This window comes from Bradyrhizobium sp. YCK136 (genome assembly GCF_044570075.1).
Taxonomy (GTDB): Bacteria; Pseudomonadota; Alphaproteobacteria; order Rhizobiales; family Xanthobacteraceae; genus Bradyrhizobium; species Bradyrhizobium diazoefficiens.
Window position 1 is genome coordinate 3,066,428 of the sequence record NZ_CP172424.1, and the last position, 19,782, is coordinate 3,086,209.

Genomic DNA, 19,782 nt, shown 5'->3' on the forward strand with positions numbered 1-19,782 from the left:
GGGTTCTATCCATGGATGGATCGCGACTCCCGTGAAGCGGGTGGAGGGTCCAATCCCAAGGCATCTGCGAGTCGGAGAAACTAACCAATGAAACGGACGATGATTGTCGTGACGACCCTGCTATTGGGCGCGGGCGCCGTGATGGCGCAGCAGGAGGTCGCGGTTCAACAGGATAATCTGATGCGCTCGCAGGCCAAGAGCCTCTATACGGTCATCCTGAAGATGACCAAGGGCGATATCCCCTACGACCAGAAGGCCGCCGACGAGGCGATCGCCAATCTCGAGACCGACGTCGCCAAGATCGCCAAGACCTTCGAAGTCAATCCCAAGCAGGACGTGGTGAACGCGACCTATGGGGCCTCGCCGAAGGTCTGGAAGAACAAGGCCGATTTCGACTCCAAGATCCCGCCGGTGCAGAAGGCGATCGCGCAGGTCAAGGGCAAGATCACCGACGTCGCGAGCCTCAAGGCCGCCTATACCGCGATCAACGATCGTTGCACCGACTGCCACGAGACGTATCGGCTGAAGTTGAAGTAGCCACCTGAATTTTTTCCACGCTCGACCTCGTAGCCCGGATGAGCGCAGCGATATCCGGGGAAGGCGACCCCGCATGTCGCTTCGCTCATGCGGCTCCGAGCGTTGCTTCAATCAGCACGGCCTGCCGGACCTGGTAGTTGCGGCAGGTGCGCAGGTCAGCTAGGTTGTACTTCACGAAGAGCCTCCGTGCTCATTCGTCCTATCGCGCGACTGGCGAGCTAACGTGGAATCGACCACGGTGAAGCGCGAAGGGTTCCGACGCCGATCGCCTGGGCAACCAATCTGCTGGAAAAACAGCGTGTTGAGGAGCCCGAGCATGCCGTCATTTCGCAACGAACTGTCCATCAACGATCAAGAGATCGCCGCTGCCCTTGTGGGGGAAGAGCGCCGCCAACAGGACGGCGTCGAGCTGATTCCGTCCGAGAATTACACCTACCCGGAGGTGCTTGAGCTGCTCGGATCGGTCTTCACCAATAAATATTCCGAGGGATATCCGGGACGCCGATACTACGGCGGCCAGCAGTATACGGACGAAATCGAGCGCCTCGCACGCGAGCGGGCTTGCTCGCTTTTTCGTGCCGAGCACGCCAACGTTCAGCCTCTTTCCGGATCGCCGATGAATCAGGCCGTCTATCTCGGCCTGTTGGAGCCCGGCGACACCATTCTCGCCATGGACCTGTCCCATGGCGGTCATCTCACCCACGGCGCGCCGGTGTCCCATATGGGGCGTTTGTTCAACTTCATTCGCTACAAGACGGACCCGTCAAACGGCGGCGCGATAGATTTCGACGAATTGCGCGCGATTGCGCGTGAAGCGCGTCCGAAGATGGTGTTGTGCGGCTACAGCTCCTATCCGCGCGACCTGGACTATGCGGCATTCAAGAGTATTGCCGACGAAGTTGGCGCGCTCACGATGGCTGACGTGAGCCACTATGGCGGATTGGTTGCCGCGAATGTCATGCGCAATCCGATTGATGCCGGCTTCGACGTCATGACGACGACATCCCACAAGACACTGCGCGGCCCCCGGGGCGGGATCATCCTATGCCGGAAAGAAAATGCCGGTCGGATCGATGCTTCCGTATTTCCCGGTTTGCAGGGCGGACCTCACATGAACGTCGTGGCCGGGATTGCCGTGACGCTCAAGAAGGCGGCGACCCCGGATTTCCAGGTCTACGCGCGGCAGGTCTTGCGCAACGCGAAGGTTCTTGCCGGCGCGCTGATGGAGCGCGGGATGAAGCTGGTCACGGACGGGACGGACAATCACATGATGGTCGTCGATACGGCAGCGTCCGTCGGAATGGACGGGCGGGCCGCCGAGGATGTGCTTGATGCCATAGCCATCACCACGAACAAGCAAGTGATTCCGGACGATCCGCGCCCGCCGCTCAGGCCGAGCGGTATTCGCCTTGGGACACCGGCGGCGACCACGCGTGGCATGGGAGAGCCCGAAATGCGTCGTATCGGCGAGTTCATTGCGGCGGCTCTGCAGGCGAACGGCAACGATGTGGTCGTCGCGCGCCTCAGGTCAGAGTGCGTCGAGATGTGCCGGGCTTTTCCTGTTCCGGGCGTGGTGTCCGGAGCAAATTCTGTTCCGAAGGCCTGACGGATCGTTCTCAGAGTGGTTATCTTCGGTCGAGCCGCCGCGGCGTTGATTCGACCTGCTGGATGCCGGCGCATCTCGCTCCCGATTGCCTCACGATGTTTGGAGTTCCAACGCGCGGCGCGGATCCTAGTCAACAGCGAGACTGGCCATGGTAAAACCCTTTCCGTCGAAGACCCACATCGGCAACCATATGCTGCATCCGGAAACGCTGATGCTGACCTATGGCTATGATCCGCAACTGTCGGAAGGCGCCATCAAGCCGCCGGTGTTCCTGACCTCGACCTTCGTGTTCAAGACCGCCGAAGACGGGCAGGACTTCTTCGACTACGTCGCCGGCCGGCGCGAGCCGCCGGAGGGGATGGGCGCGGGCCTGGTCTATTCGCGCTTCAACCACCCCAACAGCGAAATCGTCGAGGACAGGCTCGCGGTCTATGAGCGCACCGAGAGCTGCGCGCTGTTCTCCTCCGGCATGGCGGCCATCGCAACCACGATCCTCGCCTTCGTGCGCCCCGGCGACGTCATCCTGCACTCCCAGCCGCTCTATGGCGGGACGGAAACCCTGCTGACCAACACGCTTGCGCGCCTGTCGATCGGCGCTGTCGGCTTTGCCGACGGCATCGACGAGGCGGCGGTCAAGCAGGCCTCGGAGGAGGCGATGGGCAAGGGCCGGGTTTCGATGATCCTGATCGAGACCCCGGCCAACCCGACCAATGGCCTCGTCGACGTCGCGATGATCCGCCGCATCGCCGACGCGATCGGAAAGACCCAGGGGCATACGCCGATCATCGCCTGCGACAATACGCTGCTCGGGCCGGTGTTTCAGCGGCCGATCGAGCATGGCGCGGACCTTTCGCTGTACTCGCTGACCAAATATGTCGGCGGTCACTCCGACCTGATCGCGGGCGCCGCTCGGCGCGAAGGCGATCATGAAGGGCATCAAGTCGCTGCGCGGAGCCATCGGCACCCAGCTCGATCCGCATTCCTGCTGGATGATCAACCGCTCGCTCGAGACGCTGAGCCTGCGCATGGAAAAAGCCGATGCGAATGCGCGCCTCGTGGCGGCTTATTTGCGCGATCATCCCAAGGTGGCCAAGGTCCACTATCTCGGTCATCACGAGGAGGCATCGCCAGCGGGGCGTGTGTTCGCGAGGCAGTGCCTGGGGGCGGGATCGACGTTCTCGTTCGACATCGCCGGCGGCAAGGAGGCCGCGGTCAAATTCCTCAACGCGCTGCAAATCCTCAAGCTGGCGGTGAGCCTCGGCGGCACGGAGTCGCTGGCCAGCCTGCCGGCGACGATGACCCATTCCGGCGTTCCCGCCGACATCCGCCAGAAGATCGGCGTGCTCGATTCCACGATCCGGCTGTCGATCGGCATCGAGAACCCGTCGGATCTGATCGCGGACCTCGCGCAGGCGCTGAACGCGGCTTGAGCGGGGGGATCAAAGCGGATTGGACGCGCGGCATGCCGACATGATCGCCGCGGCAGCCTCGTTGCTCTGCGCGCCCGAGAGCTGCCGCACGAGGCAGACGTAATAGCCCTTGCTGGATGCGTTCAACAGGGAATCGCCGTTGACGACGAGCCAGTTGCAGGCGGAGCGGATGTACTGCACGGCAAGGGGCGATCGTGTATCGCGGATTGCGGACAGCTCGCATTGAGCTTGCTTTTCCATGTCGCTCTGCGCGAGCACCGGTCCGAAGAAGCAAAGAAACGCTCCGGCGGCGACGAGGCCTGGCACAACGTGCCACGGCGCGCGCGCCGATCTTCTGATGCCGGCGTCGCCGGGCCGATCGAGAACGCTGGAAACGAGCCGCACGGTGCCACTCTGGAAATTGGTGAGGCCGAAGTTTACGGCGGAACGCGCGAGGCTGGCAAGGCACGAGGTTCGGACATTCCCGCACGTTAAGGTCCTCGCCCGAATCGAAAAGGCCGGACGCTCCCTCCTTGCGTCCGGCCTTTCCGCGACGAAGCCGCGTTTTCGCTTACTTCGTCACCTGGCCGCGGATCTCGCCGCCCGGGTTCGCCGCCGTGTGGATGTTGACGTAGAGCTTGCCGGCCAGCAGATCGGCGGCCTGCGCGTCGGTCAGCGTCGCAGAGCCCTCGACCGGGCTCGACGTCGCATTCGGGATCGCGATCGCTACGCCGGCGTTCTTGCCGGCCTCGGCGGGCCCGTGGAAATGAGCGGCGGTGGCGGGGCCGGAGAGGCCGGAATAGGTCACCTTCCAGGAGAGCTTCTTGCTGGCGGCGTCATAGTCGAGATCGGCCGTTCCGGTGCCGCTGGTGGTGGTGGCGGGCACCTCGGACTTGCCGTCCAGCGTCGCCTTCAGTTTCTCCGCGCTGGCCGGGGCGGCGAACGCGACGGCAGCTCCGAGTGCCAGCGTGGCAAAAATTGCTTTGTTCATGGGTCTCTCCCTGTTGACGTCTGATTGCGGTCAACTTGCAAACAGTGCGCGCAGGAGTTTATTCCCGGATCAAGCTCAAACCATCTAAATTATTCGTGGCTGGAGCGGCCACCGGCGAATCCGTAAGTTCGGCCGATCTCCATGGGATACCTCGATGCTGCGACGAACAATTCTTGTCATGCTGATCGCTGCCGTTGCAGGCTTCGGCGTCTATTGGTGGCTGACGGCGCCGGCCGCATCGGCCGTGCCGTTGCCATCCCGGGCGCCGGATCTTGCCAACGGGCAGGAGATCTTCAATGCCGGCGGATGCTCCTCCTGCCATGCCGTGCCCAACCAGCCCGACCGCTTGCGGCTCGGCGGGGGCCTGGCGCTCGGCTCGCCATTCGGCACGTTCTACGTGCCCAACATTTCCCCCGATGCCGCCGACGGCATCGGGCGCTGGAGCGAGACCGAATTCGTCAGCGCCGTGATGCGCGGCGTGTCGCCCGAGGGCCAGCACTACTTCCCGGCATTTCCCTACACGTCCTATCATCTGGCGAAGGTGGAGGACGTTCGCGATCTCTTCGCCTATCTGAAGACGCTGCCGCCGGTGTCCGGCAGGGTGCGCGACCATGACCTGCCGTTTCCCTTCAACATCCGCCGCAATGTCGGCATCTGGAAATTGCTGTTCATGCAGAGCGGGCCGTTCGTCGCGGACGCGACGCACTCGCCGCAATGGAATCGCGGCGCCTATCTCGTCAACGGCTTCGGCCATTGCGCGGAGTGTCACAGCCCGCGCAATCTGCTCGGCGGCATCATCACCGCGCAGCGTTTCGCCGGCGGGCCCAATCCGGAAGGCGAGGGGTGGGTGCCGAACATCACGCAAAAGGGCATTGGCGAATGGAGCGTGAAGGATGTCGCCAATTTCCTGAAGACCGGCGAATTGCCCGAGGGCGACAGCGCCGGCGGCGCGATGGCGCGCGTGATCAAGAACACCTCGCAATTGTCGGATGAGGACATTGCGGCGATGGCGGATTACCTCAAGTCGCTGCCGCCGGTCGATGGACCGCCGCGCCCGAAACGCAAGGATGCTGGTTAGAGGCTAGCTCGCGCCGAACGCCTTGAAGGTGATGATGGTGAGCGTGTCCTGGATGCCGGGCAGCACCTGCACCTTTTCGTTGATGAAGTGGCCGATGTCGGTGTCCTTGTCGACGTAGAACTTCACCAGCAGGTCGTAATGGCCGGCCGTGGAGTAGATCTCGGAGGCGATCTCGGCTTCGGCGAGCGCATTGGCGACCGTATAGGACTGGCCGAGCTTGCATTTGATCTGGACGAAAAAGGGAACCATTGCAGTCACTCCGAAGGCATATCTGGCGGCTAATAGGCCAAAACCGGGGGGGCCTGGCAAGCGAACTTGCCGCCTCGCGGCTGCCCGAAGGATTGGTCCTGGCCAAGCCCCTCTACAAGGCCCTCTAGTACCCGGAATCAGAGCTGAGTGATACGGCGGCCTTTGAAACGGCGTTGACGGACCTTTTTCTTGGTCCAGACGAAGGGCTCGGCTCTGTCGTTGTATGCGTTGACGTAGGCATCGATGTGTTCCTGAAGCTGCTTGAGGCTCGTGAAGGAGGTGCCGCTGAGCGACTGCCCCTGCAAGATGGAAAACCATACTTCGACCTGATTGAGCCATGACGCACTTGTCGGCGTGAAATGAAATTGCACGTTGGGGTGGGCCTTGAGCCAGTCCTCGTTCTTTTTATGGGTGTTGAGGTTGTCGAGGATGACGTGAAGCTTGCGGTTCGGAAAAGCCGCGGTGACGCTGTTCATGAAATCGAGAAACTCGACGCGGCGCCGGCGTTTTGAATGGGTCGCGATGATCTTTCCGGTGGCGACTTCGAGCGCCGCAAACAATGTTGTGGTGCCATGCCGCTTGTAATCGTGGCTTTGGCCGGTCAAGGCGCGGCCATTGGGCAACTTCAGATAACCCTGCGCTCGCTCCAAAGCCTGGATCGAGGGCTTCTCGTCCACGCACAGCACAATGGCCTTCGCCGGCGGCGCGACATAGAGGCCGACAACATCGGCGGCTTTGGCCGTAAAGTTCGGGTCGTTGCTCTCGCACCAGGACTTGCGAGCCACCAGGTCAATCTTGTGGCTGCGCAGGAACCGCCAGACATATTGGACATCGACATCGCCCAGCGCCTCGGCCAGCAGGGGGCCGGTCCAGCGCGCAAACCCTTGCGGTGGCGGCTTATCCAGCAGCTTCAGAATCCGCTTGTCGGTCGTCTTCGTATAGATCGGCTGCTTGCCAGGCCGCGGCTTGTCTTGCAGCCCTTCAAGGCCATGGTCGGCATAGCGATGCCGCCAAAGGCTGACAATCCGCGGCTGGACCCCAACTTCCTTGGCGATCGACCGGGTGCTGCGCCCATCCGCCGCCAACAGAACTATCCGCGCCCGCTTCAAATCGCGCTGCAACGTCACCGGTGAGCGACAGCACGCCTCAAGCACCTTGCGATCTTTCCTCGAAAGGTGGACTTCTCTTGCTTCGGGTATCATCCCGACCTTGAATCACGACTCACGTTCCAAGAAAAGTGGGTACTAGGAGGGCAGGGGCGCGCCGGCAAACGCCTCCCTCAGCCGCCGGGCCAGCTCGGCATTGCGATAGGGCTTGGTCAGGACGATCGATTGCGCGTGCGCGCGGCCCTGCTCGACCAGCGTCTCCAGGGCATAGCCGGAGGAGAACACGACCGGGAGTCCGGGCCGGATGCGCCGGGCCTGGTCGGCGAGCTCCCAGCCGCTCATTCCGCCGGGCATCACGATGTCGGTGAACAACAGGTCGATGGCCGGGTTGGTGCGAAGCTGCTGCAAGGCCTCCTTGCCGTTGACGGCCGCGACCACGCGATATCCCAGCGCCTCCACGCGCAGCGTGACGGAGGAGCGGACGAACGGATCGTCCTCGGCGACCAGGATCGTTTCGTGGCCCCGGGGCGCTGCCTCCTCGCGCGCCTCGATGTCGGCGAGCGACTGCTCGCCGCCGGCATGCGGCAGGTAGATGCGGACCGTCGTGCCGAGGCCCGGCTCGCTGTAGATCGAGACGTGTCCGCCTGATTGCTTGGCGAAGCCGTAGACCATGCTGAGGCCGAGGCCCGAGCCCTTGCCGACCTCCTTGGTGGTGAAGAACGGCTCGAAGGCGCGCTCGATGACGTCAGGCGTCATGCCCTCGCCGTCATCGGTGATCGAGATCAGGGCGTAGCTGCCGGACTCCACCTCCGGATGCTGGACGCGATAGTGCTCGTCGATCGCGGTGAGCTCGGTGCTGAGGGTGAGATGCCCGCCCGCCGGCATGGCGTCCTGCGCGTTGAGCGCGAGATTGAGCACGGCGGATTCGAGCTGGGCGCGGTCGGCGAAGGCGAGGATGGAGCCGGCGCCGAATGCCGTCGTGATCTCGATGTTTTCGCGCAAGGTGCGCTTGAGCAGCTTGTGCATGGAGGTCAAGAGCTCGCGGCACTCGATCGCGCGGGGTTGCAGCAATTGGCGCCGGCTGAACGCCAGCAGCCGCTGCGTCAGCTCCGCGCCGCGTTCGCCCGACTGGCAGATGTCGTCGGCGAAACGCCTGAGGTCGGGACGGGCCCTGAGCTGTTCGCTGAGAAACTCCGCGTTGCCGATGATGACGGTGAGGAGATTGTTGAAGTCGTGCGCGATGCCGCCGGAGAGCTGGCCGACCGTCTCCATCTTCTGCGCCTGCTGGAGCTGCTGCTCGGTCAGCTTGCGCGTGGTCAGGTCGTGGACGATGCCGACGTAGATCAGCTCGCCGTCCTGCCACGCCTGGCCCACCGACAGATCCATCGGAAAGGTCGATCCGTCCTTGCGCACACCGGCGGCTTCCCCGGTTGCGATGCGCAGCGTATGACCCGTGGATGAGGGCCTCTCCTCATTGGACATCAGCATACCGATGTCGAGATTCATGACCTCGTCGGCGCGATAGCCGAACAACCGTTCGCAGGCGGGATTGAACAGGAGAATGCGGGCTTGCGCGTCGAACAGGATGACGCCGTCGACCGCGGTCTCGACCACGGCGGTGAGGCGTGTCATGCTCTCGCGCAGCGCGCGCTGGGCTTCACGAACCTGGCCGAGGAGCTGGGCCGCATCCCGGTTCTTGCTCTCCTCCTCCTCGAGCGCGGCCTGGACCTGCCGGAGCTCGAACGGCGAGGGGATGGTCAGGATCTTCGGCAGAAGCGGCCAGAGCGCTCCCGCGGTGATGACCGACGCCACGGCGGTGAGCGCCTTGACGATGCCCTCGACGCCGTAGACGGGCACCCAGAGCGTGTAGATCGACAGCACATGCGTCAGGCCGCAGGCCATGATGAAGACGGCGAACGCCCAGAAGACCCACCCGAATTCGAGGTCGCGCCGCTTGGTGACGAGGATCGCGAGTGCAAACGGGATCGAGAAATACGCAAGCGCAATGCAGGCATCCGAAACGACATGCAGCCATATCAGCTCGGGCTCCCAGAGCAGGCAGATGCCGTGCGGGGAGAGCATCGAGGAGTCGAGGATACGTTCGAGGTAGGCCAACATGTGATTGCTTCCCGAGAGGATTGCGGCCGGGGCCGGCCCGCAACATGGCATCGCTGGACGAATCCGCCAATAAACGTCTCACTCACCGGGATGGGCGCCAAGGCCGGGCGATGCCGAGGGCATATTTCGCGGGATCTGCACACTCGCGGGACGACAAGGCTGGCCGGGCCTTTATCCGGCTGATTCGCCAGGGCCGGACCGGCATAGGTTAGCTCGTCGCGGCGCCCGCGGCCGGCCCGGCTTGCTGGCGCATCCGCGGCACGCTAGGACAAGGCATGGCGGTGTCCCTCTCAAACCAATGTATCCGGCGATGACGACGCCCGTGGCTCTCACCATTGCAGGTTCCGATTCAAGCGGCGGCGCCGGCATCCAGGCGGATCTGAAGACCTTCGCGGCGCTCGGCGTCTACGGCGCCTCCGCGATCACGGCGCTGACGGCGCAGAACACGCGCGGCGTCACCGGCATTCATGCGGTGCCGGCTGATTTCGTCACCGCGCAGATCGATGCGGTGTTCTCCGATCTCGACGTCGGCGCGGTGAAGATCGGCATGGTGGCCCAGGCCGCCAGCATCGATGCGATCGCAGCCGCGCTGGCACACTGGAAGCCGCGCCATGTGGTGCTCGATCCCGTGATGGTCGCGACATCGGGCGACCGCCTGCTGGCGTCCGAAGCCGTGGAAGCCCTGCGCATGCGACTGATGCCGCTGGCCTCGGTGATCACGCCGAACCTGCCGGAGGCGGCAGCTCTCCTCGGCGAGCCCGCCGCGGCCAGCGAGGCCGGGATCGAAGGCCAGGGGCGCCGGCTGCTGGCGCTCGGCTGCCGTGCGGTCCTGATCAAGGGCGGACACGGCGAGGGCGCCGAGAGCATCGACTATCTCGTCACGTCCGAAAGCACGATCGCGCTCGCCGCGCCCCGCGTCGCGACCAAAAACACCCATGGCACCGGCTGTTCGCTGTCCTCCGCCGTGGCGGCGGGTCTCGCCAAGGGCGAGACTCTCGAGCAGGCGGTGCGCAACGCCAAGGCCTGGATCAGCGCCGCGATTGCCGCTGCCGACCGCTTCGGCGTCGGCCACGGCCACGGGCCGATCCATCATTTTCACAAATTTTACTGACGCCGGCTTCGAGCTGCGCGCCGGCCCCGGCCGTTAACCAACAAGGCGACGGGGACCGGGCTTTTGCGGACAGCCATGGCCGCTTCGTGTCGCCTGATTGTCGCATGCGACTGATATTCGCGGGGAGGGCGAGGCGAGGTTTGATTCGTATCTGAGGGTGCCTCAAAGGTTCAATCGGTCATCCCCCTGTCACGGGATATTGTTACAGGCTGTCGCATGGGAAGCTACGATGTGAGTGACGAAAGCCCTGAAAGGCGCTTTCGCACCTTGTTCATCTCCGACGTTCATCTCGGAGCCCGCGGTTCACAAGCCGACCTTCTGTTGGACTTCCTGCGCTACCATGACGCCGAGACGATCTATCTCGTCGGCGACATCGTCGACGGCTGGGCGCTGAAATCGAGCTGGCACTGGCCGCAATCGCATAACGACCTCGTGCAGAAGCTTTTGCGCAAGGCGCGCAAGGGTGCCAAGGTGATCTACATCCCCGGCAATCACGACGAGTTCCTGCGCAACTATTACGGCACGCATTTCGGCGGCATCGACGTGGTCGAGAACACCGTCCACACCGGCGTGGACGGCAAGCGCTATCTCGTCATCCACGGCGACATCTTCGACCTCGTGGTGCAGAACGCGCGCTGGCTCGCCCATCTCGGCGACAAGGCCTACGACTTTGCGATCCAGATGAATCGCTTCGTCAACTTCTTCCGGCGCATGTTCAAGGTGCCCTATTGGTCGCTGTCGCAATGGGCCAAGCAGAAGGTCAAGAACGCCGTCAACTATATCGGCGCGTTCGAGCAGGCGCTTGCCGCCGAAGCGCGCCGTCACGACGCCGACGGCGTGATCTGCGGCCACATCCACTATGCCGTGATCCGCGACGAGGCCGGCATCCGCTACATGAACTGCGGCGACTGGGTGGAGAGCTGCACCGCGCTGGTCGAGCACGACGACGGCCATTTCGAGATCATCACCTGGGCGGATCAGTTGCAGAAGCCCGCGCAGGTGCCGCAAGTGGCAGCAAGGGCCGCCTGATGCGCATCCTGGTCGCGACCGACGCCTGGCACCCGCAAGTCAACGGTGTGGTTCGGACGCTGACCAAGCTTGCTGACGCCGCCAAAGGGCTTAGCGTTGAAGGTCTTAGCATTGAAGGTCTTGGCGTCGAGTTCAATTTCCTGACGCCGCAGTCGTTCCGCACCTTCGCGATGCCGAGCTATCGCGACGTGCGGCTCGCGATGCCGCGCCCGGCGCGAATCGCGAAGCTGATCGCGGAAGCCCGTCCCGACAGCATCCATATCGCGACCGAAGGGCCGATCGGCCTGATGGTCCGCCGCTATTGCCGCCAGCGCAAGCTGCCGTTCACGACCAGCTTCCACACCCGCTTCCCTGAATATGTCCGCGCCCGTGTGCCGGTTCCGGGCTCGCTGATCTGGCGGGCGCTGCGTCGCTTCCATGCGCCCAGCCGCGCCGTGATGGCGGCGACCCCGGCGCTCGCCCGCGAGCTGACCGAGCGCGGCTTTGACAATGTCGTGCTGTGGCCGCGCGGTGTCGACACGCACTTGTTCCATCCCCGCGCGATCGATCTCTGCCTGCCGGCTCCGGTGTTCCTCTCGGTCGGCCGCGTCGCGGTGGAGAAGAATCTCGAGGCGTTCCTCGACCTCAAGCTGCCCGGCACCAAGGTGGTCGTCGGCGACGGCCCGGCGCGGGCTTCGCTCGAAGAGGCCTATCCCGACGCGATCTTCCTCGGCGAGAAGCACGGCGAGGCGCTGGCGGAAATCTACGCGGCCGCCGACGTCTTCGTGTTCCCCAGCAAGACCGACACGTTCGGCCTGGTCCTGCTGGAAGCGCTCGCAAGCGGCCTGCCGGTCGCGGCCTTCCCGGTGAAGGGCCCCCGCGACGTGATCGGCGATGCACCGGTCGGGGCGCTGGATCATGACCTGCGCAATGCATGCTTTGCCGCGCTCGACATCTCCCGGCAGGCCTGCGTCGAATTCGCCGCCAATTACACCTGGGAGGCCTCGGCGAGGGCCTTTATCGACAGCATAAGGGCGGTCGGTGCGGTGCTGCCGGGCCGGAACGGGGCGGAGCAGCCACGCTTCGTCGCCTGAAGAAGAAAAACCCTCGCGCGGAGGTGTCTTGCCCGGGCGTCATCCGCCGCGATAAGGTCGGCCATGACCGAACAGCCCCTTCCGATCGGCCCTGCCGATATCGATGCCGCAGCGCGGGTGATCGCACCCTTCGCCATCCGCACCCCGCTGTTGTCCTTTCCCGTGCTCAACGAGCGCGTCGGCGCAAAAGTGTTCCTGAAGCCGGAGATGCTCCAGCGCACCGGCTCCTTCAAGTTCCGCGGCGCCTTCAACAAGGTCGCCTCGATCCCGCAGGACAAGCGCGCCGGCGGCGTCGTGGCATTCTCTTCCGGCAACCACGCCCAGGGCGTGGCGGCGGCGGCCAAGATCCTCGACATGCAGGCGACCATCGTGATGCCCGCGGACGCGCCGCTGTCCAAGCGCGAGCGCACTAAATCCTACGGCGCCGAGGTCGTGCTGTACGACCGCGACCGCGACGACCGCGAGGCGATCTCGCGCGGCATCGCCGAGAAGCGCGGCGCGACGCTGGTCAGGCCGTATGACGATCCCTTCGTGATCGCTGGCCAAGGCACCGCCGGCCGCGAGATCGCGGACGACATGGCAGCGCTGGGCCTCAGCCCCGACATCGTGGTGGCACCGGCCTCCGGCGGCGGCCTGATCGCCGGCGTCGCGACCGCGATCAAGGCGCGATATCCGCTGGCGCAGATCGTGGTTGCCGAGCCGGAGGCGTTCGACGATCACGGCCTTTCGCTGACCGCCGGCCATCGCGAGCCGCATGGGCCGGCGGGCCGCACCATCTGCGACGCGCTGATGGCGCTGATCCCCGGCGAGATGACGTTTGCGATCAACAGCAAGCTGCTCGCGCGCGGCGTCACCGCATCCGACAAGGAAGTCGGTGCGGCGGTCGCGTTCGCCTATCGCGAGCTGAAGCTGGTGGTGGAGCCGGGCGGGGCCGTCGGCCTTGCCGCACTGCTTGCGGGACGTCTCGACGTCGCCGGCAAGAACGTCGTCATCGTGCTCTCCGGCGGCAACGTCGATGCGGATTTGTTTGCCGAGCTGGTGGCTTGATTTTTGGAGAGTCTGCTACTGCGACGTAGCATCGTTCTTGAAACCCGCGAGGGCCAGGTAGAGATCGTCGATGAGCCGACGTATTCGTTTGGCTCCGCGGACAATCTGCGAAAGTACGGTACGGAATCCGTCTTGATAACGCTCATCTAAACTCCGTTCACGGAGTCCGCGCGGACGGGAAGTGGTCCGCGGTCTTTGGCGCCAGTGGAGGGTGTTCTGGCGTCCATCAACACTCTGCCATCGAAGTGGACCGCCATCTATCTCGCGGTGGGTGATCAAGTCGTCTGCTTAGACCTTGCGACAGGTTCGAGGGAATGGTCACGACGCGTTGATCCGGCGACGTGCTTCGGCGTCTATTGGGACTGCGCTCACGAAGCTCTCATATCCCACGGTGAGCTGCAGATTTCTCGTCTTTCCCTGACAGGCGAAGAGATTTGGAGTGCGACAGGCGCAGACACTTTCTCCGAAGGGTTCAGGTGCCTAGCCCGTCTTATTCGTAAGAGTGCGCCTGAGGGCTGGCGAGCGTGGTGTAAAGCGCTGATGCGGCGTAGGATTCGGTTGCGAAGCCACCCCATCACCTTCAACCGCGAACGCCACGCCCGCCATGACCGATGATACGATTCTGCCCTTCTCGTTTCCAGCCATTCACGCCAAGAAAGTCACAGCTGCCTTCGATGGTGGGCGCCTAACCTCGAACGGGGGCGTGATGCTTCTGGCGATGGCCGAGCGGCGTCTCGGCTTGGCCGACAATCTGGCCCGGGTGTTCCCGGATCGGCGCGATCCGACGCGGGTCGTGCACAGCCTTGTCGATATGTTCCGCGCGCGCATGTTCGCGATCTGCTGCGGCTACGAGGACGCCGACGACCTCGATCATCTGCGGTCCGATCCCGCATTCAAGCTGGCCTGCGGACGGCTGCCGGACACGGGCCGCGATCTGTGTTCCCAACCGACGCTGTCGCGGCTGGAGAATGCTCCGCGCCTGCGCGACGTGATCCGACTGACCTACATTTTGGTCGACGCATGGATGGATAGCTACCCGCGCGAGCCGGCATCCGTCACGCTCGACATCGATGATACCTGCGATGTCGTCCACGGCCATCAGCAGCTCTCGCTGTTCAACGCTCATTATGACGAACGCTGCTTCCTGCCGATCCACGTCTACGACACGGAGAAGAGCCGTCCCGTGGCGGTCGTGCTGAGGCCCGGCAAGACGCCGGGCGGCGTCGAGGTGCGTGCCCTTCTGCGCCGCCTGGTACGGCATATCCGGACGCGGTGGCACAACACGCGAATTACGTTCCGTGGCGACGGGCACTATGCCCGGCCGGAGGCCATGGCGTGGTGCGAGACCAACGGCATCGACTACATCTTCGGTCTGTCCGGCACCAAGCCTCTCGCCAGAAAAGTCGACGAGGTCGCCGACGACATCCGCACCCGACGCGCCATCGAGAACCTGCCGGTTCTGCGTGGCTATACCGAGACGCGCCACAAGGCAAAGTCCTGGGATCGCGAACGGCGCACCGTCGCCCGTATTGAGGCGACGATGCTCGGCCTCGACATCCGTTTCGTCGTCACCAGCCTCGATGTCGGCTCGGCCGAGTGGATCTACGACAGCCTGTATTGCGCGCGCGGCCAAGCAGAGAATCTGATCAAGTGCATAAGACACAGCTCGCCTCCGACCGCACCAGCTGCCGTTCGGCGCTCGCCAACCAGGTCCGTCTCGTGCTCCATACGGCCGCTTATTGGCTGATGCTGACCGTGCGCGAGGCCATTCCCAAAGTCCGGGAATTGGCCGCTGCCGAGTTCGCGACGCTGCGTCTTCGGCTCTTGAAGCTCGCCGCCCGTGTGGTCGAGACCTCGAGCCGCATTCGCCTTGCGTTTGCCGCGGCATGTCCCGAAGCCGACCTGATCTGCGGCTTGCCCGGCGCGCTGCTGCCGCTCGGTCCTTGACCGGCGGGGCGTCCGCCCCCGTTCGCCCAACCCATCCCTCAAGCGCGTTGCAAAGTACCGGTCGTCAGGCGGCGAAAAGCCGAAGGCAATCCTGTGCGCCTCGTCAGACAAGATGTGCGGCCGCATCAATCGGGCCCAAAAGCCGCACTCTCACGAATAGGACGGGCTAGCTAGTACCCGGAATCAGAGCTGAGTGATACGGCGGCCTTTGAAACGGCGTTGACGGACCTTTTTCTTGGTCCAGACGAAGGGCTCGGCTCTGTCGTTGTATGCGTTGACGTAGGCATCGATGTGTTCCTGAAGCTGCTTGAGGCTCGTGAAGGAGGTGCCGCTGAGCGACTGCCCCTGCAAGATGGAAAACCATACTTCGACCTGATTGAGCCATGACGCACTTGTCGGCGTGAAATGAAATTGCACGTTGGGGTGGGCCTTGAGCCAGTCCTCGTTCTTTTTATGGGTGTTGAGGTTGTCGAGGATGACGTGAAGCTTGCGGTTCGGAAAAGCCGCGGTGACGCTGTTCATGAAATCGAGAAACTCGACGCGGCGCCGGCGTTTTGAATGGGTCGCGATGATCTTTCCGGTGGCGACTTCGAGCGCCGCAAACAATGTTGTGGTGCCATGCCGCTTGTAATCGTGGCTTTGGCCGGTCAAGGCGCGGCCATTGGGCAACTTCAGATAACCCTGCGCTCGCTCCAAAGCCTGGATCGAGGGCTTCTCGTCCACGCACAGCACAATGGCCTTCGCCGGCGGCGCGACATAGAGGCCGACAACATCGGCGGCTTTGGCCGTAAAGTTCGGGTCGTTGCTCTCGCACCAGGACTTGCGAGCCACCAGGTCAATCTTGTGGCTGCGCAGGAACCGCCAGACATATTGGACATCGACATCGCCCAGCGCCTCGGCCAGCAGGGGGCCGGTCCAGCGCGCAAACCCTTGCGGTGGCGGCTTATCCAGCAGCTTCAGAATCCGCTTGTCGGTCGTCTTCGTATAGATCGGCTGCTTGCCAGGCCGCGGCTTGTCTTGCAGCCCTTCAAGGCCATGGTCGGCATAGCGATGCCGCCAAAGGCTGACAATCCGCGGCTGGACCCCAACTTCCTTGGCGATCGACCGGGTGCTGCGCCCATCCGCCGCCAACAGAACTATCCGCGCCCGCTTCAAATCGCGCTGCAACGTCACCGGTGAGCGACAGCACGCCTCAAGCACCTTGCGATCTTTCCTCGAAAGGTGGACTTCTCTTGCTTCGGGTATCATCCCGACCTTGAATCACGACTCACGTTCCAAGAAAAGGTACTAGTGGCATCGAGGTTATCGATTTCAATCAGTCGGTGTACCTTTTTGACTATCGCAGTGGTGCGCGTCTAGCCAGCCCGTAGAGTTCGTGCCGCGAACATGACAAAGGGGCAGAGCGTTTCCGCTCTGCCCTTTTGTCGTTTCGCTTGCCGCGATCAGTGCATGAAGCCGCGGTGATTGTTGCCGCCGCCCATGGCGGGCGCCTGGTTCATCGACTGCCGGAAGTTGTTGCCGCCGTTGTTGACCATGCGGTTGGTCGCATTGAACTGCGGGTGGTTGTTCTGCTGGGTGTTCTGGACCTGCACCTTGTTCACCGGGTTGTTGTTGAGCTTCACGATGCCGGTGTTGCCGTTGTTGACGCGGCTCGGGTTGTTCTGCGTCTGAACATTGACAGGCTTGGTCTCGACAGTTGAACCGGCCTTGCCGACATTCACCGGCATGCTCACGATCTTGCCGGGGGTGCCATTGCCGGCGTTCGGCGTGTTGTTGGTCGCGGGCAGCGTCACGATCTTGCCGATGCCGCCATTGTTGTTGGTGGTGTTGGTCGGCGCAGGCAGGGTGACGATCTTGCCCGGGGTCTGCGAGGGCGTGCCGTTCGGCTGGCTCGGCTGGTTGTTGCCCGCCGGCAGGTTGACGACCTGGCCGCCATTGCCGAGCTTGCCGATGACGTTGCTGTCCACGGGCTTCTGCACGACCGGCAGATTTCCATTCATCTGACCACCGCCATTGCCCTGCTGCAGCGGCATGTATTTGGGCTGGCCGAGATTGCCGATCTTGAAGGTCGGCGCAATGTTCTGCGGCGCCAGGAACTTCGTCGCCTGCATCAAGGGGACCAGCTTCGGCTGGGCTGCGAGCTTCAGCGCGGACACGGCGTAGGGGCTGTTGCCATAGCTGTCGTAGAAGGTCTGGTAGCCGACCGGCGAGTTCGCGAGCACCGCCTTGTGCCAGGCCTGCGTGAGCAGGAGGTTGTTGAGCAGCCACCGGATGTGATCGCACAGCGGGTCGTGCGGGTACATCTGGATGAACTCCTGATAGTACTCCGGCCGTCCCTCCGAGACGACGTAGTCATAGGCCTGGCGCGTCGAACGGCTCGGCAGGTTGGAGGCCATCTGCACGACGGGCGCATTCACCGGCGCACGGTTGGCGGCGACAGCGGTGTCGCCGAAGAAGGTGAAGTCCGACGTCAGCGAGGAACTCTCCCACGGGATCTGCGCGCCGCTGGTGGTCTGGTTCACTGCGAGACGCACGCGCTTGAACAGCTGCTCGATCGGCACGTTGGGCTCGCGCGCGACGTTCAGGAAGGCCTGGGTGTAGGGGCTGTGGCCGCCGGTGCGTCGAGTGCCTCGGCGCCCGGCGCGGTCGAGTAACCCACGATCGAGCCGTTCGGCGCATCGACGATTGCCAAGCCGCGGCCGGCATCGTTCACGGAGGGGAAGGGGTTGTTGCGGCAGGCATCGAGGATGACGATGCGCATGCGGCTCGGGATCGTCTCCAGCGTCGACATCACGTCGACCAGACGCACCGAATTGTTGACGAGCTCGGTCGGGCTCGAGACCCTGGCGTCCACGGGAACGAGATAGTTCTCGCCGGCGAGCTGCACGCCGTGACCGGCGTAATAGACCATCGCCACCGTGTTCGGACCGCGCGCGGAGACTTTGGCGGAAAAGTCCTGCACCACGCGGAGCATGTCGTTCTGCGTGAGGTCGGTCGCGGCGACCACCTCGAAGCCGGCCGAATTCAGGAACTTCGCCATCGACTCGGCGTCGTTGTCGGGGTTTTGGAGCTGCGGCGCGTTCTGGTAGTTCGAATTGCCGATCACCAGCGCCACCCGCTGCTCCGGGCCTTGCAGCGCGGTGGGGGCCGGCTCGACCGGGGCGACTTGCGCGGAAACAGGCCCGCAGGCAAAGCCGAGCAGGCTTCCCAGGAGGCCTGCAATCATCAGGAAAGGCTTTAGGCGGAACATGGCGTGCTCCTCTGGCACTGATCTCGATGCGAGATTGGTTGCGAGGAAGCCTGGCCGCGTTCGAGCCCGGGGTCCGTGATCCCTGTCACCATGGGTGGCAGCGTGATCTGAATCACGCTTGGAACCTGCTATGGTGAATGGCCGGTTTCGCCGGCGAAAGACAAGCCTTCAGGGGAAATACCGTCACATGCTGAAATCGATCGATCCGATCCTGACGCCCGATCTGCTCTGGCTCCTGGCCTCGATGGGCCATGGCGACGACCTCGTTTTCGTCGACGCCAATCATCCGGCAACGCGTATCGCCGCTGCGACATCCTCGCTGCGCCTGATCCAGCTGCCGGGCATGCGCATGGAGACCGCCGCCCGGGCCATCATGTCGGTCTACCCGCTCGACGATTTCGATCCCGATCCGGTGCGCGTGATGATGCCGGTGGACGATCCCGATCGCGTGCCCGACGTGCAGCGTGCGGTGCTCGCGGAAATCGAGCGCGCCGCCGGCCGCACTGTCGCTCCCGGCAAGCTGGCGCGTCCGGATTTCTATCGCGCGGCGGCGGCGGGCTTTGGCGTCGTGCAGGTCGGGGACAGCAGGGGCTATGGATGCTTCCTGATCCGCAAGGGCGTGATCGGATAGCGGACGCCTTGCGTTCGATCAACAGATCGCCGCTTCTCACGCAGGGTGTGACGCAATTCCCGTCTGCGATATCCTGCGCATGGCTGCAAACAGTTCTGCACTCGAATTTGAATGGTCATCTCGCAACCGGCTGTCTATGGTCGATCCATGTCGCGCCTTATGTGTCTATTCGTTGCTGTCATCCTGTCTCTGCTGCCGGCCGTCGCGCCCGCCGAGCCCGCTCAAAAGCGCCCCAAGCCGGTCTGGCACGGCTACGGCTTCCTGCCGGGCTATCGCCAGCCGCTGAGCAACAGCATTCCGCTCTACAAGCAGAAGGACGCGATGCGCCGCCTTGCGCGCAACGACCGGCGCCACTGGTACATCGATCCGGTTCCCCAATATTATCGCTGGGATGACGAGTGGCATTATTTCGGCCGCCCCGGCTTCGGCGGCGGCCGCTACAACGGCGGCAGCTTTGGCCCGTGCTGGACGCGGACACCGATCGGCGCGGTATGGAATTGCGGGTGACGCTGATCGTCACCATTGCGAGCGTCCATCTATCACCGTCACCCTGAGGTGCTTGCCTCTTCGGCGAGCCTCGAAGGGCGACGGCCCGGCTGC

Annotated in this window: 16 protein-coding genes, 3 pseudogenes and 1 riboswitch; of the genes and pseudogenes, 12 read left to right on the plus strand and 7 right to left on the minus strand. The window is 63.7% G+C overall.

The window, feature by feature from the left end; all coding sequences use genetic code 11:
- Positions 1–87: 87 nt before the first annotated feature.
- From ACFLEY_RS14425 to ACFLEY_RS14435, 3 genes and pseudogenes are all read left to right on the plus strand, one after another.
- On the plus strand, positions 88–537 hold the full coding sequence (locus ACFLEY_RS14425) for a cytochrome c (protein ID WP_028173227.1): 450 nt from the start codon (positions 88–90) through the stop codon (positions 535–537).
- Positions 538–733: 196 nt separating this feature from the next.
- Positions 734–819: riboswitch (ZMP/ZTP riboswitch) on the plus strand.
- 34 nt (positions 820–853) lie between these two features.
- On the plus strand, positions 854–2,143 hold the full coding sequence (gene glyA / locus ACFLEY_RS14430; protein WP_060908234.1) for a serine hydroxymethyltransferase: 1,290 nt from the start codon (positions 854–856) through the stop codon (positions 2,141–2,143).
- A gap of 148 nt (positions 2,144–2,291) precedes the next feature.
- Positions 2,292–3,573: pseudogene (locus ACFLEY_RS14435) on the plus strand (cystathionine gamma-synthase family protein).
- A 9-nt stretch (positions 3,574–3,582) separates the two neighbouring features.
- Here ACFLEY_RS14435 and ACFLEY_RS14440 read toward each other — a convergent pair.
- Entirely contained in the window at positions 3,583–3,813 is a 231-nt protein-coding gene (locus tag ACFLEY_RS14440; protein ID WP_231166541.1) for a VF_A0006 family four-cysteine protein, read from the minus strand.
- Between ACFLEY_RS14440 and ACFLEY_RS14445 the strand changes: the two genes are divergently transcribed.
- Positions 3,796–4,047, plus strand: coding sequence for a hypothetical protein (locus ACFLEY_RS14445; RefSeq protein ID WP_171901080.1), 252 nt, complete (start codon positions 3,796–3,798; stop codon positions 4,045–4,047). The genes ACFLEY_RS14440 and ACFLEY_RS14445 overlap by 18 nt on opposite strands.
- 76 nt (positions 4,048–4,123) lie before the next feature.
- Here ACFLEY_RS14445 and ACFLEY_RS14450 read toward each other — a convergent pair whose 3' ends face one another.
- Positions 4,124–4,543, minus strand: a complete 420-nt coding sequence (locus ACFLEY_RS14450; protein WP_011088650.1) for a CHRD domain-containing protein — start codon at positions 4,541–4,543, stop codon at positions 4,124–4,126.
- A gap of 154 nt (positions 4,544–4,697) precedes the next feature.
- Here ACFLEY_RS14450 and ACFLEY_RS14455 point away from each other — a divergent pair, with 154 nt between their 5' ends.
- Positions 4,698–5,621 carry a cytochrome c gene (locus tag ACFLEY_RS14455; protein WP_060908233.1) on the plus strand — a complete coding sequence of 308 codons (924 nt, stop codon included), beginning with the start codon at positions 4,698–4,700 and terminating at the stop codon, positions 5,619–5,621.
- 3 nt (positions 5,622–5,624) lie between these two features.
- On the opposite strand, the gene ACFLEY_RS14460 is transcribed toward ACFLEY_RS14455, so the two are convergent.
- The 3 genes from ACFLEY_RS14460 to ACFLEY_RS14470 form a co-directional block, all read right to left on the minus strand.
- Positions 5,625–5,870 (minus strand): Lrp/AsnC family transcriptional regulator, encoded by a 246-nt coding sequence (locus ACFLEY_RS14460; RefSeq protein ID WP_014493934.1) that lies wholly within the window; start codon positions 5,868–5,870, stop codon positions 5,625–5,627.
- 137 nt (positions 5,871–6,007) lie between these two features.
- A complete protein-coding gene (locus ACFLEY_RS14465) occupies positions 6,008–7,072 on the minus strand; it encodes an IS630-like element ISRj1 family transposase (RefSeq protein ID WP_026192128.1) in 1,065 nt (354 codons plus the stop codon).
- 42 nt (positions 7,073–7,114) lie between these two features.
- Positions 7,115–9,094, minus strand: a complete 1,980-nt coding sequence (locus tag ACFLEY_RS14470) for a PAS domain-containing sensor histidine kinase (RefSeq protein WP_244651813.1) — start codon at positions 9,092–9,094, stop codon at positions 7,115–7,117.
- 310 nt (positions 9,095–9,404) lie between these two features.
- Between ACFLEY_RS14470 and thiD the strand changes: the two genes are divergently transcribed.
- The 5 genes and pseudogenes from thiD (at position 9,405) to ACFLEY_RS14495 (ending at position 15,301) form a co-directional block, all read left to right on the plus strand.
- On the plus strand, positions 9,405–10,205 hold the full coding sequence (gene thiD / locus ACFLEY_RS14475; RefSeq protein WP_011088646.1) for a bifunctional hydroxymethylpyrimidine kinase/phosphomethylpyrimidine kinase: 801 nt from the start codon (positions 9,405–9,407) through the stop codon (positions 10,203–10,205).
- 216 nt (positions 10,206–10,421) lie between these two features.
- The gene (locus tag ACFLEY_RS14480) at positions 10,422–11,234 is read left to right on the plus strand and encodes a UDP-2,3-diacylglucosamine diphosphatase (protein WP_060908231.1); all 813 of its coding nucleotides are present in this window, start codon (positions 10,422–10,424) and stop codon (positions 11,232–11,234) included.
- Positions 11,234–12,307 (plus strand): glycosyltransferase family 1 protein, encoded by a 1,074-nt coding sequence (locus ACFLEY_RS14485; protein WP_060908230.1) that lies wholly within the window; start codon positions 11,234–11,236, stop codon positions 12,305–12,307. The genes ACFLEY_RS14480 and ACFLEY_RS14485 overlap by 1 nt, the downstream gene beginning before the upstream one ends.
- Before the next feature lie 63 nt (positions 12,308–12,370).
- Positions 12,371–13,354, plus strand: a complete 984-nt coding sequence (locus ACFLEY_RS14490; RefSeq protein ID WP_060908229.1) for a threonine/serine dehydratase — start codon at positions 12,371–12,373, stop codon at positions 13,352–13,354.
- A 604-nt stretch (positions 13,355–13,958) separates the two neighbouring features.
- A pseudogene (locus ACFLEY_RS14495) lies at positions 13,959–15,301 on the plus strand (IS1380 family transposase).
- Between the two features lie 183 nt (positions 15,302–15,484).
- Here ACFLEY_RS14495 and ACFLEY_RS14500 read toward each other — a convergent pair.
- Complete coding sequence (locus tag ACFLEY_RS14500; protein ID WP_026192128.1) at positions 15,485–16,549, minus strand: IS630-like element ISRj1 family transposase; 1,065 nt, start codon at positions 16,547–16,549, stop codon at positions 15,485–15,487.
- Between the two features lie 194 nt (positions 16,550–16,743).
- Positions 16,744–18,551: pseudogene (locus ACFLEY_RS14505) on the minus strand (caspase family protein).
- A gap of 187 nt (positions 18,552–18,738) precedes the next feature.
- Between ACFLEY_RS14505 and ACFLEY_RS14510 the strand changes: the two are divergent.
- On the plus strand, positions 18,739–19,182 hold the full coding sequence (locus ACFLEY_RS14510; RefSeq protein ID WP_060908228.1) for an RbsD/FucU family protein: 444 nt from the start codon (positions 18,739–18,741) through the stop codon (positions 19,180–19,182).
- 111 nt (positions 19,183–19,293) lie between these two features.
- A complete protein-coding gene (locus tag ACFLEY_RS14515) occupies positions 19,294–19,689 on the plus strand; it encodes a hypothetical protein (RefSeq protein WP_082755274.1) in 396 nt (131 codons plus the stop codon).
- The last annotated feature ends 93 nt before the right edge of the window (positions 19,690–19,782 follow it).

Excerpts from the sequence above, each read along its gene's own strand:
- ACFLEY_RS14515 (WP_082755274.1), top strand. The coding sequence starts at position 19,294 with ATGGTCATCTCGCAACCGGCTGTCTATGGTCGATCCATGTCGCGCCTT.
- ACFLEY_RS14440 (WP_231166541.1), bottom strand. The coding sequence starts at position 3,813 with ATGGAAAAGCAAGCTCAATGCGAGCTGTCCGCAATCCGCGATACACGA.
- ACFLEY_RS14455 (WP_060908233.1), top strand. The coding sequence starts at position 4,698 with ATGCTGCGACGAACAATTCTTGTCATGCTGATCGCTGCCGTTGCAGGC.
- ACFLEY_RS14425 (WP_028173227.1), top strand. The coding sequence starts at position 88 with ATGAAACGGACGATGATTGTCGTGACGACCCTGCTATTGGGCGCGGGC.
- ACFLEY_RS14480 (WP_060908231.1), top strand. The coding sequence starts at position 10,422 with ATGGGAAGCTACGATGTGAGTGACGAAAGCCCTGAAAGGCGCTTTCGC.
- ACFLEY_RS14450 (WP_011088650.1), bottom strand. The coding sequence starts at position 4,543 with ATGAACAAAGCAATTTTTGCCACGCTGGCACTCGGAGCTGCCGTCGCG.
- ACFLEY_RS14465 (WP_026192128.1), bottom strand. The coding sequence starts at position 7,072 with ATGATACCCGAAGCAAGAGAAGTCCACCTTTCGAGGAAAGATCGCAAG.
- ACFLEY_RS14510 (WP_060908228.1), top strand. The coding sequence starts at position 18,739 with ATGCTGAAATCGATCGATCCGATCCTGACGCCCGATCTGCTCTGGCTC.
- thiD (WP_011088646.1), top strand. The coding sequence starts at position 9,405 with ATGACGACGCCCGTGGCTCTCACCATTGCAGGTTCCGATTCAAGCGGC.
- ACFLEY_RS14490 (WP_060908229.1), top strand. The coding sequence starts at position 12,371 with ATGACCGAACAGCCCCTTCCGATCGGCCCTGCCGATATCGATGCCGCA.
- ACFLEY_RS14485 (WP_060908230.1), top strand. The coding sequence starts at position 11,234 with ATGCGCATCCTGGTCGCGACCGACGCCTGGCACCCGCAAGTCAACGGT.
- ACFLEY_RS14470 (WP_244651813.1), bottom strand. The coding sequence starts at position 9,094 with ATGTTGGCCTACCTCGAACGTATCCTCGACTCCTCGATGCTCTCCCCG.
- glyA (WP_060908234.1), top strand. The coding sequence starts at position 854 with ATGCCGTCATTTCGCAACGAACTGTCCATCAACGATCAAGAGATCGCC.
- ACFLEY_RS14460 (WP_014493934.1), bottom strand. The coding sequence starts at position 5,870 with ATGGTTCCCTTTTTCGTCCAGATCAAATGCAAGCTCGGCCAGTCCTAT.
- ACFLEY_RS14500 (WP_026192128.1), bottom strand. The coding sequence starts at position 16,549 with ATGATACCCGAAGCAAGAGAAGTCCACCTTTCGAGGAAAGATCGCAAG.